The sequence below is a fragment of the Bosea sp. (in: a-proteobacteria) genome, assembly GCA_023910605.1.
Taxonomy (GTDB): Bacteria; Pseudomonadota; Alphaproteobacteria; order Rhizobiales; family Beijerinckiaceae; genus Allobosea.
In genome coordinates, this window is the sequence record JAAVVV010000001.1 from 2,696,590 (window position 1) to 2,714,730 (window position 18,141).

Annotated in this window: 8 protein-coding genes; 3 read left to right on the forward strand and 5 right to left on the reverse strand. The window is 58.2% G+C overall.

Annotated features, from left to right (window positions below; genetic code table 11):
- Positions 1-132 precede the first annotated feature (132 nt).
- A protein-coding gene (locus HEQ16_13025; protein MCO4054942.1) for an IS630 family transposase occupies positions 133-1,199 on the forward strand; the annotation gives its coding sequence in 2 pieces (ribosomal slippage) (positions 133-619 and positions 619-1,199; 1,068 coding nt in all).
- Between the two features lie 151 nt (positions 1,200-1,350).
- Here HEQ16_13025 and HEQ16_13030 read toward each other — a convergent pair.
- From HEQ16_13030 to HEQ16_13045, 4 genes are all read right to left on the reverse strand, one after another.
- The gene (locus tag HEQ16_13030; protein MCO4054943.1) at positions 1,351-3,027 is read right to left on the reverse strand and encodes a hypothetical protein; all 1,677 of its coding nucleotides are present in this window, start codon (positions 3,025-3,027) and stop codon (positions 1,351-1,353) included.
- Positions 3,028-3,029: 2 nt separating this feature from the next.
- Positions 3,030-4,433, reverse strand: coding sequence for a DUF1998 domain-containing protein (locus tag HEQ16_13035; GenBank protein MCO4054944.1), 1,404 nt, complete (start codon positions 4,431-4,433; stop codon positions 3,030-3,032).
- Between the two features lie 416 nt (positions 4,434-4,849).
- Positions 4,850-8,008 (reverse strand): DNA helicase, encoded by a 3,159-nt coding sequence (locus HEQ16_13040; GenBank protein ID MCO4054945.1) that lies wholly within the window; start codon positions 8,006-8,008, stop codon positions 4,850-4,852.
- A gap of 29 nt (positions 8,009-8,037) precedes the next feature.
- Complete coding sequence (locus tag HEQ16_13045) at positions 8,038-10,410, reverse strand: ATP-dependent helicase (protein MCO4054946.1); 2,373 nt, start codon at positions 10,408-10,410, stop codon at positions 8,038-8,040.
- A gap of 131 nt (positions 10,411-10,541) precedes the next feature.
- Here HEQ16_13045 and HEQ16_13050 point away from each other — a divergent pair, with 131 nt between their 5' ends.
- Positions 10,542-13,511, forward strand: coding sequence for a hypothetical protein (locus HEQ16_13050; GenBank protein ID MCO4054947.1), 2,970 nt, complete (start codon positions 10,542-10,544; stop codon positions 13,509-13,511).
- Entirely contained in the window at positions 13,511-16,489 is a 2,979-nt protein-coding gene (locus tag HEQ16_13055) for a DEAD/DEAH box helicase (protein ID MCO4054948.1), read from the forward strand. The genes HEQ16_13050 and HEQ16_13055 overlap by 1 nt, the downstream gene beginning before the upstream one ends.
- 294 nt (positions 16,490-16,783) lie before the next feature.
- Here the strand turns inward: HEQ16_13055 and HEQ16_13060 are convergent, their stop codons facing one another.
- Positions 16,784-17,806: a hypothetical protein gene (locus HEQ16_13060; GenBank protein MCO4054949.1), complete on the reverse strand. Its 1,023-nt coding sequence runs from the start codon at positions 17,804-17,806 to the stop codon at positions 16,784-16,786.
- Between the last annotated feature and the right edge of the window lie 335 nt (positions 17,807-18,141).

Here is an 18,141-nt window from a genome sequence, read left to right on the forward strand (position 1 = left end):
GTGCAAATCGCGCGCAGGAGATGTGGGTAATCGAAAGTCTCACCGGATGATACCAAAGGCCCTTTGACCTGACTCACCGAGGGTTCCCAAACTGACTGCGGCGTGATTCAAAGTGCGTGGAGGACCCACGCCATGCCGAAGGTTGTCGAGATCAAGCCGAGCCATACTCCCGCCGAGCTGCGCCGCCTGGCGGCATCGGGCAAGGATGCGAACCAAAGTCGACGATTGCTGTCCATCGCTGCGGCGCTGGACGGGATGAGCCGGGCGGAGGCCGCCAAGATCGGCGGCATGGACCGCCAGACGCTACGGGACTGGGCGCATCGGTTTAATGAGCAAGGCCCTGCCGGGTTGAAGGACAACCGTCGCCGGGGGAACCCAAGACGTCTGTCGCAGGCGCAACTGGTGGAGCTGTCCGAGATCGTCGAGACCGGCCCCAACCGCGCTGTAGACGGCGTGGTGCGCTGGCGGCGGATCGACCTGCAACGTGTCATCGCGGACAAGTTCAAGATCGCGTATCACCAGCGCAGCATCGGCAAGCTGCTGAAGCACCTGGGCTTCTCGCACATCAGCGCCCGGCCACGGCATCCCGGGCAAGATGGCGAGGTCATCGCGGCTTTTAAAAAAACTGGCCCAACACGCTCGCGGCGCACATCAAGGGCGTGACGCGCAAGACGAAGATCGAGATCTGGTTTCAGGATGAGGCCCGCATCGGCCAGAAGAACGGGCTCGTCCGGCAATGGGCGAGGCGCGGCACAAGACCTACCCAGCCTGCCGACCAACGCTATGAGAACGCCTATCTCTTCGGTGCCATCTGCCCCGAAAGAGGCGTGGGCGCGGCCCTCGCTTTGCCCCATGCTGACACCGACATGATGCAACTGCATATCGACGAGATATCCCTGCACGTCGCCAAAGGCGCTCATGCCGTGCTGCTGCTGGATCGAGCCGGATGGCACATCACCGGCGACCTGAACTGGCCGAAGAACATCACGCCGATCCTGCTGCCCTCGCGCGCGCCGGAACTGAACCCCGTGGAGAATATCTGGCAGTATCTGCGTGCCAACTACCTCTCGAACCGCGTCTTCGAGACATACGCCGACATCATCAATGCAGCCTGCGAGGCCTGGAACAGGCTCACCGAAAGGCCCGACGTCATCACATCAATCGGGATGCGCCACTGGGCGCAAACAGGTCAGTTATAAGGGCCGTTAGTATGAGTACCAGGCAACTCTTGCACCCATTATTCAGGCATGGGCTGGCGCTCAGATCAGCAGCGTCAATCTAAGCGGCTCATTTGCGAAGGGCACGGCCAACCGAAGCGGGACGGACTCCCCGCCGAAGACTACCACCTCTTCACGGTCCTGCGGCATCATCCTGCTGCTTAAGGCGCGCAATATCTTCGGCTGTCCCGACGATTTCCAGCAGCACATTCGCGCGGCTCGTTGCGACATAGACCAGTTCAGGGTCGGTCAGACCCTCGATCCCGATCAGAAAAACGCATGGACGCGACAGGCCCTTGAAGCGCCGTACTGTGTCAAGAACGATGCGATCGGGCCGAATGTCATCGGCACGGCAGGTCGCTATGCCGGCGATCTTTTCGCCAAGAGCATTCAAGGTGCCACCTGTACCTGCAAGTACCGCAATCTGCGCCGGCGCGACCTGACCGGAGCGAAGAAGCTGTGCAATCCGTTCGTTCAGGCGCGAAAGGGAGATTTCGCCGTTACGACACACTAGGGTTCCAACCGGCTCGCCTTCGGGTCCAGCAGGGATGCTTCGTCGACCCTGGTACCACTTTGCCATCACGGCATGGATCCGCCGCGTGTTTCGAAGATTCCTTGTCAGTGCGATGGACGACGCGGGGAGAGCCTCGATGAACCCCTTTTCGGGAGAAAACAGGCGCTGATTGTCGTCGTAGAAAACGTAGAATCCGCCGGTTTCCGGGTCTCTGATGGTGAGGCGTAGGGCATTCAACCAAGAGTCATGAAAGTCCTGCCCCTCATCGATGATGACAGTATCAAAGCCGAAATCGGGATTGTTGCTGACCGCCTCCACGAGTGCCTCCGGAAGAAGGCTATCGAACAGGGACTGAGCGCCATCCGAGGGCAATTCGACCCCGGCCTTCTGCGCGAGGGTTCGGCATAGCGCGTGGAAGCTGGCTACAAAGAGGCAGTCGTGACTGTGACAGATCGTTCGAAGATGGGCGGCGAGCGGCGCGTTGTAGCAGGTCAGAAGCGTGCGGCGGCCTTCGGCAGCTGACCTTATGGCCTTTTCGACGGCCAAAACGGTTTTGCCACTGCCCGCACCACCCGAGATCGCCATTTCCTTGTTGTCTGCGAGCGAGTCGAGGATCCACGCTTGTTCGGCCGTAAGCCGCTCAATAGTCATGGCATCGTCAGCAAGGCTGATGCCAATGTGGGCCTTCAGTTCGAAATGGCTGGCAAGCAGCTCCTCGAGCGTTCTCAGGCCATCCAGTCCCAAATGGCTTTCACGCTGGTCGCCGCCTTCGGTCATCCGATGGACAATCCAGCGATCGAGGGTTTCCATGTCATCCCCGAACGCCATGATCTCCAGCGGCGCATCCGGCGCCAGTGCCCGTCGAGGTCGGACGCAGCCGGGAAGGATAGCGCCATGGCGCGCTCTGACGAAACGACTGCTCAGCGCTCGGCTTGCGCTGAGCCGTTTCAAGAAATGATGCTTGCTGCTACGTGCCTGAGAGACGGGATTCTTGATCCTGAACGTGAAACCGTCCCGGTCCTCACTGAGCCACTGACCGTCGCTCTCGCGGCAACTCACCCTCCCGCCCTTAACCTCGAGGAACAACAGCCCGTGTTCGGCGTGTGCGACAATGAAATCTGCTTCTCCGTCGAACTCAGCGCCGTCGTGATCCACTTCATGCCAAGAGCGTGAATAGTAGCAGTTGTAGTCTCCGGGAAGCTTTTCCCGCATACGCTCGTAAACCCGGATTTCCGAAGACAGTTTCCGATTGTCCAGAACATGTCGTGGCAGTTCCTTCGGATACATCCGGGCCATATTCAGGGCCTTCCGTCCAGAAGCTTGCGGAAGAAACCGAGTCCCGGGTTCTCGGGTGTTCCGACCAGCATGCCCCGGTCAAGGTGACGGTTGAAATGCTCGCATGAGGTTTCCGGAAGGAATGTGCAGCAGTGACAGGCCGAGGACCCAGATCCCTCGGAAAGTGAGAGGATGCCGCTGCTGCAAAGCGGATCGGAAGAGCACCACTCCAGACCCCGCAGTGCTGCTAGCAGTATAGGGCCAATCTCGCTGGTACGTCCCTTTCGGGACAAACCACCCAGTGTTCCATCGGAGTCCGGGGCCGATGTATACAGCAGAAATCCGCACATCCCACCGGGACCTGGCGAAACGTACAACCTCTCTCGGATGGAGGCAGTGGAATACCCGCTGTCGAGTGACAGGCGTTCCGACAGAGCGTGTGCCGTTGTGTGGATGAGTAGCAACCTCGCTGAAATCGTCATGGGCAAGGGACGATCGCTGCCGTTGTGGTCCTGCCATGCACGCTCGGCGGCATTATGCGCCTTTGCCGCCCTGTCTGTGACATCGGGCGCGTTCTCCCAAGACAATACGGCTGTCTCATCGAAGTTGATGAATATGCCTTCCCCGCGAACTTCGATTGCCGGCAGCCAGTTCAACTTCTTTTCGGACAGCGGTGCCACGAAAGCGCTGTTGTCGACCGATTCCACCGGGCTGAGACGGGTGAATGCCTTTAGAGCCCGTACTTCGCGCAGTCTCTCGACCGAGACGACACGGTCCAGAATTCCCTCGAGATCGCGCGGGATTGCCTGTGGCGAGATCTGGAACTCGGAGAACTGCTCATCTTCCGGGCCGCCCGTGCAAAACATTAGATGCTCATTAGGGCGCAGGTCACCGGTCTTGTTGTCCAGCACTGTCAACAGGGTGAGTATCCGCGCCGTTAAGTCTTCTGGCCTTGTGTCTGGTTCGGGCCACCTTGGATGGATACGCTTCCGCACGAAATCGGCCAGCTGCGATCGGTCGTCTAGCGTAATGATATCCGGCCAAAAATCCTCCAGCATGAGCTGGAAGGAACCACCAAACGGTGGCACGTCAAGCGCTGACTCAACTAAGGGGAAATAAGCGTTCGATGCACCACGCTGAATAGACACAGGTTTGTGGTTGCATGATGCTGAAGGCTCGCTCTTGAGCCAAGGCGACAATCCTTCGCATGAAAACCTGCTTAGCGCGCTGGGCGACAGTGCGCCATCCAGATCACGTTTTGAGCCGCACTCCGTGCAGTGGACCTTAAGTCCTTTCAATCCTGCGCCATCCCCGATGAGCTTGAGCGGCTTTTTTCTGGAGCAAGCCTCGGCGTGATTCGGCCATGACATCCAAGGAAAGTCTTGCAGGTGTCCGGCGGGGCACGTCACGATGAAGCGGACCGGCACCACGTAGATTTTCTTGACGCGCTGGCCTCGCCCCGTACTGCAGGATGGGCACCATAACTCAGGCTTGCCGATCTCTGAGCTCCAGAGTCGGCTACGTTGCAGCATGTTGCACTTTGGACAGACATGCCAATCCGGAAATCGATAGGCAGGCAAGAGGCGTGGACGCTTCTCCCTTCCGACGTTCTCGTCGCCGACAGGAGGTAACCTGAACCCATTCACCTGAAGCTTGGCCTGAAGTGGCGCATGATGGATGCATTGATCGTTCAGAAGCCCCTTTTTGATCGCCAGTTGGTCCCAAGCCTCAAGGCCTGCCGCGACCACGGAGACAGGCGCACCATTCTCGCCTCTGAAGTCGATGATCGACCCAGGGCCGTTGCCAGTAAGTGCCTGGCTCCGCCGAATCTTTCCGATCGGTTTCATCGTGTTGTCTCCCTGTCCGATCGGCCCTCTAGCAGAACATAAGACGTCGAGGCCTCAACGGAACGCAGCGAGTTGGGCGTCGGCTTCTGGCCGGCAAAGCGAGCCTTGTTTCCACGTTCGGCAGCGACTTCCGCAGAAGTCAGAAGAGCGTCACTTGATTCATCCCAATATTCTGTCAGGCCCTGCCGATTGAACCAGTTGTCAAGGAACGCGTTGAGTTGCGCTCGTGATGCCTCGGCCTCAACCGGATCAACTCGTTCGATCCTTGCAATAACCGTCCGCAGAAGTGCTTCCACCTCTTGTTGATGGTGTTCAATCGCGCCCGGTTTCTCCATACCGACCACTAGATGGCGTACCATGGCGACAAATGGGGCATGCAGCGCACGGTCGCGCGCCCGCGGGGCGAAGGGGGTCACACTTGTGGCCTCTACATCCCGGTAAAGGCTGCGATGCCAACTTGCAAAGGTCTCGTATCGGCTGCGGTCACGGGACTTTGCTGCGTTGAACAGTGTAACTACGAGGCCCGGCGCCCTCTGGCTCCTGCCAACCCGACTTGTGGCCTGGATGTACTCGGCAATCGTCTTCGGCTGACCATTGACCAACATCAGACCAAGCCGAGAAACATCCATCCCCACCGAGATCATATTGCTTGCCAGCACGATGTCGACGTGGTCGGGATCGTCCCAAGCACGTTCCAGATCTTTGAGGTGTCTCGGAATGTCGCTGGAACGGACACGACTAGTGAGTTCGATCTGCATCCCCGCGTCGCGCTCAATCTCGCCCGGTCTCCGCGCGGAGTAGTCCCGGATACTGCGGGTAACGTCGTCGCGCATGAGAACAAGCGCGCCACCAAGCTCACGAAGCGAATTGAAGTAGTTGATGAGGGTCCAATATCCGTCACGCCTGTCTGCCGGAAGCGTCTCGTCGGTAGCCGCCTGTAGCAGAGAAGCAGCAACAGCCTGTTGTGCAAACTTGACCGAGCGACCCACGGTTGAGATGCCCACGTAGCGACGACCGGGCACGTCACGATCCTCGATCGCGAAACCCGAATTTGTATGATCGAGCCCGGGCGGGGGGAACTGAAAGGAACGGCGGTCAAACAGGTTCTTAATCTGGTCTTCAGCTCTCCGGATCGTTGCTGTTGAACCAATGACCTTTGCTCTCAAGCCTGCTCCCGATCGACACAGCTCGTCAATTGCCGTCTCGTAGAGCCCGGCAAGACTACCGAGCGGCCCCGAGATCAGGTGGAGTTCGTCCTGGATTACCAACTCAGGGGAATCCGCAGCTGTTCCGATACCGAAGAGGCAACCAGTCTTCTGATTACGCGTGATCTGCGCGTATTTGTCGATCGTTGCAATCAGCAACGTCGGCCGCTCTCGATAGATATCCTCATCGACTGTCCAGATCGGGAGCAGTGCAAGTTCCTGCCCCACGTCACATGACTTTGTAAGGCAGCGAACCTCCACACGACTTTTGTCCAACGCGATTTTCCAGTCGAGGACATCACGACAGCACGGGCAACTACGCAACTGCGCCGGGGAGCTTTCCGCCTCCGTGCCAAGTACCTGCCCCGCCTGCGCAACTTTATTCGGTGTGGCACCTTCTCCCACCCAAAGCCCGAGGGAAATCGGGATATCCGTTGCGAAGTGCGCGGGCAGCCTGACCTTCTCCAGCTTGACCCTGCCACGCCTGACCATCTCGCAGGCACAGATCAGGGCTGCTGCTCGCTCGAACTGCTGGATAGTCAGCAACCTAAGGGTATACCGCATGAACGTTGTCACGCCTGCGCCACTCGGATTTCCCGCTGCATGGAGACGACGGAGGAATATCGTGAACGCCGCCAGCAACAGATAGGCTTCGGTCTTTCCGCCGCCGGTCGGAAACCAAAGCAAGTCCATCGTCTCGCGATCTGAGGAATCCGGTTTTGCGATCGACTCAAGACACAGGAGCGCAAAACCAAGCTGAAACGGCCGCCATACCAGTTCGGGAGGTTGTGGATTGACGCGCCATGAATACTGTAGCGCAAGGGCAGCGTTTGCGAGCCTGAAGGCGGTCAGGACATCGGGCGATGACTCCAGGAGAGCAATACCCGCTCGCATTCGCTGTTCGGCGGTTCGGCAGCGCTGCATGTGCAGCTGTGCCTGTTCAACATGCTCCTGCGGCATGCCGAGCGCTCCACCCTTTATCCTTGAAATCCAGTGCGCGTAGGCATCAACAAACGACGCCAGTCCAGCAACGAGACTGGCGGAGTCCTCGGATGCCAGCCAGGAAGCCGCAAGCGGCAACCTCGCATCATCCTGCCGGAACTCCATATCACCTTCCGCGCTAACCAAATGGATAGTGGCCTCCGGAAACCAGCTTGTGCTGACCCGTTGAACAGAGCCATCCACGGGTTCGTCCCACATAGCGGAGCAGGTGTGGCCCACCGCAAATTGCTGTATGTCGCGATACAGCAAGGCAGATGCACGGGCATCGTCTTCGTCCCTCCCGGATCCTGCCCGGTCAGGTTTCGGAACGAACCTGCAATCAGCTTCGCATTCTACATTCACAGAGAACTGGAAGAGCGTTGCTTCCTCGTTGGCTGCGCGACTTCTCGCATCAATCGGCTTCGCATCGTTAGTCACCGCGAGCGTGACAAGCAGGATATCGCACCAAGGTGCGATCCTGCAGTGCAACGAGGTTCCTGCAAGCCCACTGCTGGCAAGGCTAATGATTGGGGCTGCCTCTGTGCGCAGGTCCGCGAGATCGAGTGACAACTCGGCGAAGTGAGGGGCTCGTCGCCAACTCTGCACCCGCGTCCTGCCCGAACCGGTGCTTTCTTCGGCCGTGCTCTCTGACCTGTAGCGAGCCCCCTCTACCCGAACCCGCAATCTCGGTGCCGAACCGCTCGGTTGGACCGCAAAGGAAAGACCGGCCGAAGTGGGCCGAAAAGCAGAGGCTGCCTTCACTCCATCCAGCGCGGTTCCCACTGCATCCGCGTCGTCAGCATCGCTCGCCTCGTCGTCATCTTCCGGCGAAATCGTCGTGCGAGGGGGAAAAAGGATTCCAGTCAGATATCGGTCAGTCGGCCGATCTGAAATCAGTTCATCCGGTGCCTCTGGACCGATGAGATCGACCTTCATCCTTTGAAGCAGCGTGTCGCGGGCATCGATCATTTACGTTCTCCAAAAGTTATGGTCCTGGCTCAGCGAGGAATGCTGGCAAAGCCGCCTAGCAGCGGCATGAGCGCAAGGCTCGGTGCCTCTCCGGACCGTCCCGGCACGACAACCGTGGTCGCACCAACTATAGGAATTCCCGCAACGACTTCCGGTAGCGCTGACTCCGGCTCAGCCTTGCGCAACGACTGCATCAAATCGACGAAACTATCGGAAAGACATCCGATCGCGGTTCCATCGTGATCTCCGATCCTCAGGATCAGACGGCTTTCATCATCAAGATATGCAGCCACTCTCGGTTCATCGGTCGCAGCACGCCATATACTTGAGATCAAGTTTGCCACATTGACGACGTGGCTCGAACGCACGAACTCGGTCCAGTCGACGAGATCCCCCTCAAGGCCGATCTCCATCAGGCGATGATCGGGGCGTGCGGCCCAAAAGCGTTCCGGTTCTCCAGTCGTGTAAAACTTTCGCGGATTAATCCATCCAGTTCGAAGTTCCGTGCTGGCACGAGTTGCTCCGACATATAGAGTGCGGGCTTCCTCGGCCCAGTTCACCTCGTCGCCATACGGTGCCTGCGCGAGCAACAGCATGACCCGCTCGGCCTCTCGCCCCTTGATCCCATGGATCGTCGACAGCAACGGTCCCGAGCTTCCCTCATGGTCGCTCAGCAGTTCCAGCGGCGGATCTGCAAGACCTTTGGCGATATTGCCAACCGAGATGTCTTTGCGGCCTGAAGTATCCAGATCGAGCAGGATTTCCCAACACTCATCGAGATTGCGCAATGGCGCTGGGCTCAACGCCTCAAAGATGGACCGGAAGTCGTTCTGCGACATACGGGTTGCCGACGGCAGGCCGCCGAGCAATGCCCCGATCCATGCCTCAACTCTTGGCGGTCGGTCGGGTAGCCTGAGCCTGAAACTTCTACCAACCGCACGCATGTGTTCGGCAGCAGTGAAAAGTCCGCGACGGCTTCGTGTCAGGATTAGGCCGCCTATTGTGGATGGATGAACTACAAACCTTGTGACGTCGGTCTCAACGGCAGCGGTGCTGATCTGCTCTCGAATACGAAAGTAGCCATCCCTTGAACCCACCGGATCGTCTTTCAGGGTTTCGCGAACTGAGCGAAACATTTCCTTTAAGGCTTTTGTCCGGGTCCGGTGGTCGCATTCGAGCTGGTCACAAGTGAAATCGGCATGCCTCGCGATTTCTGCCAGCAATGTGGATCCCTCAGCACCTCTCTGCTGATAGCCATAGATCGATTGCGCGAAATCTCCGAAGATCGTGATGCCACAGGAAGGATCCAGCAAGGCAAGAAGGGCCTCACACATCTCCTTGCGGTCACCGACCAGATCCTGCGCCTCATCAATGACCACGTGTTCCAGCAAACCAATGGCGTCCGCCACGAGTGGATTATCCGACCGCATCAGTCTTGTTGCAGCCTGAATGCTGGCGTCATGCCCGCCCGCAGCATATGCACCCGAAGCTGCGAGCAGGCGCGCCGCAAAAGAGTCGAACGTCCTGATCTGCAGCGCCGCTGCATTTGGCATATCGTGCAGGCGTCGACCGATCCTGTCGCGGATCTCTGCAACTGCGATGCGGGTGAAACTGAGAAGCAGGATCCGTGAAGGGGCAAGGCCCTCGTCCTGCACAAGGGATATGACACGCTCGCAGGCTACATGAGTCTTGCCACTACCGGGGCCAGCCTCAACAACCATTCTCGATCCAGCAGGAGCATGCGCTACCCGCATTTGACCCTCATCGCGTTCAGCTACCTGGCTCGAAGGATCAGGGGTCTTGAAACTGAACCATTCATTCAGGAACGAGGCATTCTCTTCGCTCATCGACCATTTCTGATCGACATGATCGAAAGCTCCACTGAGCGAAAGGGCCCTGCGCAATGCGGCAGGCATCGGATCGTCGCCAGTCCAGCGTCCGATGGGCTCAAGGGCACGATGACCACTCAGTGAGACAGGTTCGTCAAATGACGCAAGCACTTCGACAAGGCTCTCCGTCGCACCGCCGGCTACTTCGGGAAAAAGTCTTTCACAACCAGTTCCAACCAAGGTGCCATGATCTCCAAGAGCTACGACCGTGCCATCCGGCAGTGAGATCCGACGCTCCGGCAGGGCCACCAGAACTGGCTCACCGCGCATCGTGCCGTAGCCAATGTCCTTCAACTCGCACAGTGCGTCGATAACGCTACCGATGCGGGCTGCAGCCTCCACGCTGTCCGAGTCATCCACGAACTGCGACACCCAACTCACAACCTCGGTGCGGCTGAGGCCACGACGTGCATGGACGATCCGTCGGACCAGATCCGCGATGGCACTTATGCTGCCGTCCCCCGGCACATCTGGCGTGGGCAGGCCAAGGGCAAGCGCAGATTCAGAAGTCACACAGCACCTCTCGAGAGACTTGCCAAATATGATTGACGTTCAGACAGTTAGTAGTCAACCTTGCTGTGATTGCTTCGGACTGGCGTCGTGGTGACCTTGTTCAGCGAACTTATGTGGGCTCGGATGGAAAGATGCAGAGTGCGAATGTTCTGGCAGACCGACATCAGGCGCTTGCCGAACAATTTACAAGCCTCGGTCGGGCGCGAGGCGAACTGCCCGTCTTCGCCATTGAGCACGGGCTCGACGAGCTGGCGCTGGAAGAACTGAGAAAGACAGTCTCGCGACAGATCGAGAAGGATCCGCAACTCGCGGGGGCTGTGTGGTCGTGGAGCTATCTTCCGTTGGTCGTGATCGCCACGGAGGTAGGATACCGATACCGCGGCACCGGAACGGATTTCTGGCCAGTGCTCTCTCAGGAAATCGGAACCGAGGCGGGTCCTGCATTCCGATCTGGTCTGTCTCGTCTGTTCGAACTCGGACACGATAGGTTTCGCCTCGCGCAGCCCGGCGACAGTCCGTGGGAGCGCCATTTCCCTCATATCTCATGGCCGATCGGCAACTCCGTTGTGCCACTTGAGATTCAGCCCCAGCTCGCAGACGCGCTCAGACGTGCTGTCAGGGCAGGAGTTCCAGCCGACGACACCGAAAGGCTGCTGGAGCACCTCAGAGCGCTTGCGGCGGGGCATGCAAGTCGTCGCTTCGAGAACTGGCTCCTGCAGAGGGACCTTGCTCTTGAGGTCATGCGCCGGCTTCTTGCGCCTCGGTCAGCCGGCTGGCTTTCAGAGGACTTTCTGCTACGGATCGACCAAGATATCCGAAAAGATTGGGGCGCACTGCGAGCGATCACTGAAGCACGGAAGACCGTCGCAAGAAGAACGGCGCGCCTCGCACAGATTGTATCATCCCGGTACGTTCTTGGACTCAGGGATGGCGCACCGAGCCACCTAGTCATTCGTGGGCCAGCATTGCCGGCTCAGCTGCGCGACGAAGTGATCGGCGTTTTGCGCATACATGGTGACCGCATACGGGCCATTAATGGGATGCAGGCACTCCCTCTTGGCTCATTCCTTGCTGGCGGTGAAATCGCCTTGAAAAGCGTCTTCCCTTTCCCGGCAACCCCTTTGCGCAGGGACGACGCCCTCAATGTCGATGAGGGAACTGCAAATACAGCAATGGAACGTCTGCAGCCGCTCGAGCCGGAGTTTTTTGCTGTTGAGTCCAATGATCTTACAGCTAGCGCCGTTTTTCCGGACGACAAGCTGCAACCTGGGTCCAGAATCATCCAGTTCATTCGTGCAGATGGCTACGGAAATCTCGAATCTCGAACCTTGGAAACATCTATCCCTTCGGACATCGAGTTTTTACGGCGCCGAGGATTTGTGATTGCAGACCGCGTTCCAAGTCTACAGCTTTTGGGGTTACCTGCACCAGGGTCTTCAAACAGGTTTCTTAGTGACTTTCCTATCCTCGTTGCGCAGCGAGGCGTCGCAGGCGGTGAACTCCTCCTTGATGGGTCGGTTGCCTCAGGCGAACTTCTGAGCATCCGCGGTATCGAGCGGAAAGCACTTAGACCAGACGTCGGCCGACATCTGATCGAACTCGCTGAAGGTCGAGAGATCGACAGGCTGGATTTCGAAGTCATAGAGCCGCCGGACGTTGAACCAGCAACGGTGAAGTTACTGCCAGCCAACGCAAATGTCTCCGATCTCGCATCAGGGCATATCGAGATCAACATAACCGCTCCCCTCGCACTTGAGGCTGTCGCGATCCGCGTTCGAGTGATTTCACCGAACGAGACAGCCCTCGTTTCCGAAGGTGTGATCGAACGGTTGCCCGCAAGGATAACTGGACGTTCTCCAATCCTGTATAAAATCCAGACACAGTTGGCTGGGCTCCAATCCAACGAATCCGGCTTGCGACTGCATGTCGAAGCCGAAGGACTTCTGGAGAAGGTCTTCTCGCTTCCACCAGTTCGCCGCGAGATTCGCTATGACGGGGATACGGGCAATTGGATTGGGATCGGAGATGACGAAAAAGTCCTGGCATCGATCGGCGCCGCCGTCGGAGCACCCCTTCTCGGCGCAGGAAATTCTGACTCGAAAGGAACCCGACTGATCTTGCCAGATGCTCCTGACCACGAGGCGCTGCCGGCGGGTATCATCTTTTCAGGACCAGCTTCCACTCGACTTGGCCTAGTTAATCGCAGCCGAATATCACTGCCCACACTACTTCGGGAGCCGACTTCAAGCGAGAACGGCGTTGGGCTCATCGAACTGGCCCGTGCGAATGTTGCGTGGCAACTTGCAGAAGCGCGTGATCTTCTTGGAAACTGGCAACGATGGTCGGTAGTAGAAGGGCTTGAGGCCGCCTTGATTGAACAGCTTTGCGGAGCGAGATGGCGTAAACTGGAAACTGAAATCGATCCGTCTTTCGCTGACTTTTATTCGGCGTTGTTGCTGTTTATCGTCGAGATTTGGGACAGTACCAAGGGTGGTCGACCGCAACTAGACAATGCTCGGGATCGCGATTTTCTGTCGAGTAGAATAATTCAAAAGATGAAGGAGGTCCTACCCGATCCGCAAACTGCAGCCACGAACATCGACGATGACATGGCGGGTGCCTTAGATCTGGCGATGGAAGACGCTTACGATGAGTTGAGCGCGGCTGTCGAAGCTCGAGGTGACACGCCAGAGTTCTCTTGTGCAGTTGGTTTTCTCACAGATGACTGGAGATCCGCATTCAGAAAAGCGGGGGATGCCCAAAGACTCTTGACTTTTGGACCGTATATTTTGCCCGATGCGAGGTGGTCTGCACTCGTGCGACCATTCTACAGCGAACTTACCGAAGACGATTTGGTTGACCTGCTGGATTCCGTCCATGTCGACGCCTTCCGGCGACCTGGGCTGCGCTGGCTCGGACGTCCTGAGATCCGAGCCATGTTACAGTTGTGGCTTTCGCCAAAGGCGATGGTGGAAACAGAAGGTTGGCGAAAGCTTCTGGCAAAGGGACTCTCGGACATCCGAACGAGTAGAGCCGTGCGCTACGTAGCACTTCGACGGAAACTCGCACTTGGAGACCTTCCTGACGGGAGTCCCAGCTAATGGACCACTACCTCAGGTTCGTTAACGGTGTTCAGGCGTTGCGGCGAAGGGTCTCAGCGCTCGATATCGGTTTGGGTGGTGCGCTTGGGGTCGCCGCTGATCCTTTGCCGCACCAGATTGCAACGGTCCGTCGAGTGCTTGGGGACTCCCATATCCGTCACTTGATTTCCGACGAGGTAGGGCTCGGAAAGACCGTACAAGCGTTGATGATCGTCAATGCCATTCGCTGGCAACACCCGGGACACCGGACACTGGTGATTGCACCGGACAATCTGTTGTCGCAGTGGCAGGAGGAGTGCTGGATCAGAGGTCACATAATGCCTGCGATCGCTGGTGCGGTCGGAGATGGTACAAAAGACGAGCGGTCGCCCGTCACGCTGGCGCGTCCGCGCGACCTGATGACACGTCACGGACAGGAGGGGCGAACCATCAACGCAGACCCGGCTGTCTTCGATCTACTGATCGTTGACGAGCCCCAGACAATGCCGCGTGAGACGATTCAGGCCATCTCCCAAGCATCGGATGAATTTCGGCAGGTGCTTGTCCTGTCCGCAACACCTAGACTAGGCGACCCTCTTTGGCGCGAACCGATCTTGCGAATGATCGAACCGGAGGCTGCTGCGCTTGCTCGGATGGAAGGCCGGAACGTTGCTGAAGTTCTTGAAGACCGTGAGGCCGCGGCAGTCACGGCTCTGAACGGATCAGATTACTCGGAAGACTGGACCCAAGGTTTCCTGCAGTCGGGAGCGGCACGGCGCATCATCAGGAACGGTCGCTCCGACTGGGGTGAGTATCTGCCGCAGCGCCGAAATCACGAGGTTCGGCTGCAACCCCTTACTTTCGAGCGAATGCGGCATGAGATCGCTGCTATGGTGCTGGAAGCTGCAGACCCAGCCCAAGGCATCCAGGGACCTGCGTGGACGGCTGCACGAGCCCTCCAGCGTAGCGCGAGAGCTGCAAGAACGGTTCTCACAGAACTGGCAACACGGGGAGGGTCTGTCGCTGAACTGGCAGATGCCGCCCTCATCAAGTCACTCGAGGATCCCGGCGACAGTCGCCTCGAGGCCTTGCTCGACATCCTTTCGGAGGAATGGTGCCGCGATGAGGATCGCGCATTCATCGTCGTCTGCGGAGACAATCCGACGATCGACATGTTGCGTGTAGCGCTTCCGAGGTACTTCCCTTTCCTTGCAGATGCTATCTCCGTGCTGCGGCGCCCCGCAGCGACAGATGTGGAAGGGGTCACCAACCTTCGCGAGATCCAGGAAACACTCGCACCTTTGTTGTATGGCAAAAACCGCCTTCTGCTCGTTGGCGACTGGGTGCAAGCTGGACTGAACCTGCACCACGTTGCCCAAGGGATCATCTTCTTCTCTTTGCCTTGGGAAATCGACGGAATCGACCAGCTGATCGGCCGCGTGGACCGTCTTGGTCCTAATGATGACCGAAAGGGCTCGAGGCGTGTCATCGATATCTGGCGCATCCTTATCGAAGGGTCTCAGGAAGCCGCGATTGCCGACACAGTCGCAGCGCTCGGCGTTTTCGACGCTCCGCTGCCACCACTATCACCCGCGGAACTGGCTGAGCTGCAGACAGTGCTCGGGCGCGCTGCCATCAGGCGCAAGGCAGCTCTTTCGGTTGTTCCACTCACGGGAAGCGGCACAGGCCTGCCTTCTCGCTTCAAGGGGGCAGATCCCTTCACAAAGCAACAGGCAGCGGCCGACTTCAATCTTTGGTGTGAGAAACCTTGTCCCGGACCGGCCATGCTGTCTGAGCTCGCACGCCGCAAGGAGACACCAATACGGCTAGAAGAGCGAGCAATCGGAGCATGGCTGAAAGCAATCACAGCTTCCAGCGACTTCGACATAGAGTACCGACGTGACAAGGTCGACGGCTACGGGTTCCAGACGTTCTGGTATCATGGCATTGGTGAGCGAGGCCGCGCTGGCGAGAGCCCTTTCGCCCTGCCTGGTGTGTCCAGGGAAAGCTGGATGTCTGGACACCACCCGTTCATCTATCGGCGATCTGATATTTCTGCACCGCCTAGGAAAAGTGTCTTCACTGACGATGGAGAGCGTTCAGGAGATGGCGAAAGATCAGGACGTCCATTACGCTTTTTCGATCATGGCGCAGAGCTGCACGACGCTCTAGTTGCTGGCTACACGGCTGCATGCCTGAATTCTTTCGGAACAGCGAAACCAGTAGTGCAGACGAGCGTCAGGCTGCCGGAGGACCACCCAGCAAAAGGAATTGGCCCACTGGTGCTCATTTCGGTAGCGCAGATCGACCCGTGCCCAGATGAACTGCTCCCGCCATTATGGACGCCTGCAGCAAAGCAAATGCTTGAAGCCGCGCCGACAGATGCACAGAGGAGAGCACTCAGTGCCGACCGAAATGCACTTCAATCCCTCTTTCGCGCTCTCCAGCGCAAAATCAGAATCGCAGCACCATCAAGCTTAATTCGTGTTGGGTCATACAAGGCACGTGATGGCTGGCAAGACTTGACAGAAGAGGAAGTGGACCTTTGCCTTAAGCCAGTCACTTCTCGCACAAACAACGTTTTGGCCAAGGGTCGAATTCCACGCGTGCCCCTCGAGCGACATGATGCGGTGAATTCAATCCGTTCTCGACAAGTGGCCGCGATCAACTCAAAGGTGGAGCAGTACCGAGCTGCGGCTGTGAATAATGTCCGACAAGAGCTTGTGGGCTTCGCAAATCAAGTGAGCGCTCACTTTCTAGCGGAAATCAGAAATCGAGAGATGGCCTTGGAGCGCCGTAGACAGTCACCACCCCAAGCTGGCCCAGTCGAACTTTGGCAGGGTCAGGTGGCCGCTTTGGAAAGATCGCTGGCGATGGGCCGTCTGAACTTTTCGGAAGCGACCACCTTTCTTCAAGGTTTTGCTAGCGGGAGCAGCTTTTTCGTAATAATTCAGCCCTTCACGGCTCTCATGGCGCTCATCCCAGACGATTGGACATAGTGTGGGGCACTGTCAGGGGAAAATCAGCTTGCGTGATGCGGCTGGACGGGGCTCAGCCGCCATCGTTCCACCGAACGCGGACCTTTGACCCTGCTCATTGGGCGAAGGGCTCGACATCGGCGGCGTGGGTGACGTGGCACTTATCCCTACGGTGGTGCAGGACAAGCGTCGGCGGGAGGCTCGACGCCGACCACGGCGAGCCGCGCACCGTGGACAGCATGGACAAGGCAAAGACGACGCCATCAGGAGTATAGGACAGCGCCCCGGGGACCTGTGGTTGCGCCCCGAGCTTTTCTAAAGTTCTGCAACCAACTTTTGACTGTTGGGCATCCCTGCCAATGAGATTTCGATTGCCGCGCGCCATTCAGGTCCGGCTTCCAGCGCGGTCTGATATGCCTGCCGCAGCTCAGAATTTCGATCTTCTGCCAGCACTTCAATCAGTGCGGCAGCCTGAGCGAGGTCCTTGCGGCGCTTGGCAAGGTTGCCTGCCTGCCGACGCTGCGCAACGATGAGCTTGTGGATGGCGTAGCGCTCGGGCCGCGGAATCCGCACCAGAACTCCCGCTCTATACAGTGCAACTGCGGGAATTGGGTCGGCTATGAGGTAATTGAGGAAGTGGAGGCTCTGCGCCCAGACACCCATGACCTCCAGCCTCACGATTCCTTCTTCTTCGCTGAAACTTGGTGCCAGCAGGTCAAGGGCGACACCGCCGCCCTTTCGGCGCCAGCGGCCTGTCCTTCCTTTCGGGTCGGTCGTCGGGGCGGGTTCGAGATCAAGAGCCGCAAGGGTGTTTGTCAAAGCCACGGGCGGAACGTCATCTGCAGCCATGGCCAGCGATAGTCGCTCGAAGCTTGCGATGTCGACATCTTCGGTTTGTGCAGGAGCGGCCTGGGTCACGCGCCGACCAATCTCGGCATCATAAAGCCGAAAGGCGTGGGTTCCGACCAAGGTTCCACCAACACCAAACACGCCGGAACGAGCCAGCGCGGTCAGCAGACGGCCTGTATCTGCATCCTGTGCAGGCAAACGCGCTGCGCGCAGCTGAGCCACTATATCCGACGTTCGACGCTCGAAAGCCTTGGCTTCTTCACGGGCGATCCTGGCATTGTGCATGCGCTGGCGTGTTGCCTCGTCATCAGGCCCGAAATAGTGCTGCACCATTCGGGCGCCGACCCGCTCGTTGGTGTACCAGTACCTCTTCCCGCTGATCACACGGATAAACGGTGCCCCGTCGACATCAGCAGCGGGGCGGCTGACATGCGCGTCGACGAGATCCTGGTAAAGGGTCTGAATTTGCAGCTGTGTGGTTTGGATCATGCGTTACATTACATAAAGTATTTTGTAATGTAAATCTGGTGACATAGTCTGGGACGGTCTATGTCAGGCCCAGCGGCAATGCCGTTGAGCCATTGCCAGCGCCGAAAGCGGATCAATTCACGCGATTGCCAGCGGAAAAATCACAGATCGCAGATTCCGCGAGGCAAACGCCAGCGGCACCCCGTACAGCACCGCCTGGAACTGTAGCACCAGTTGCCAGCGGCATTTCACAAGTGACTTTATGCCTTCGCCAGCGGGCACAAATCGTCTTTCAGATCGCAATGAGGCGTCCCCCAGCGGGTTAATCACGCGAACGCGATCGACAGATAACGCGG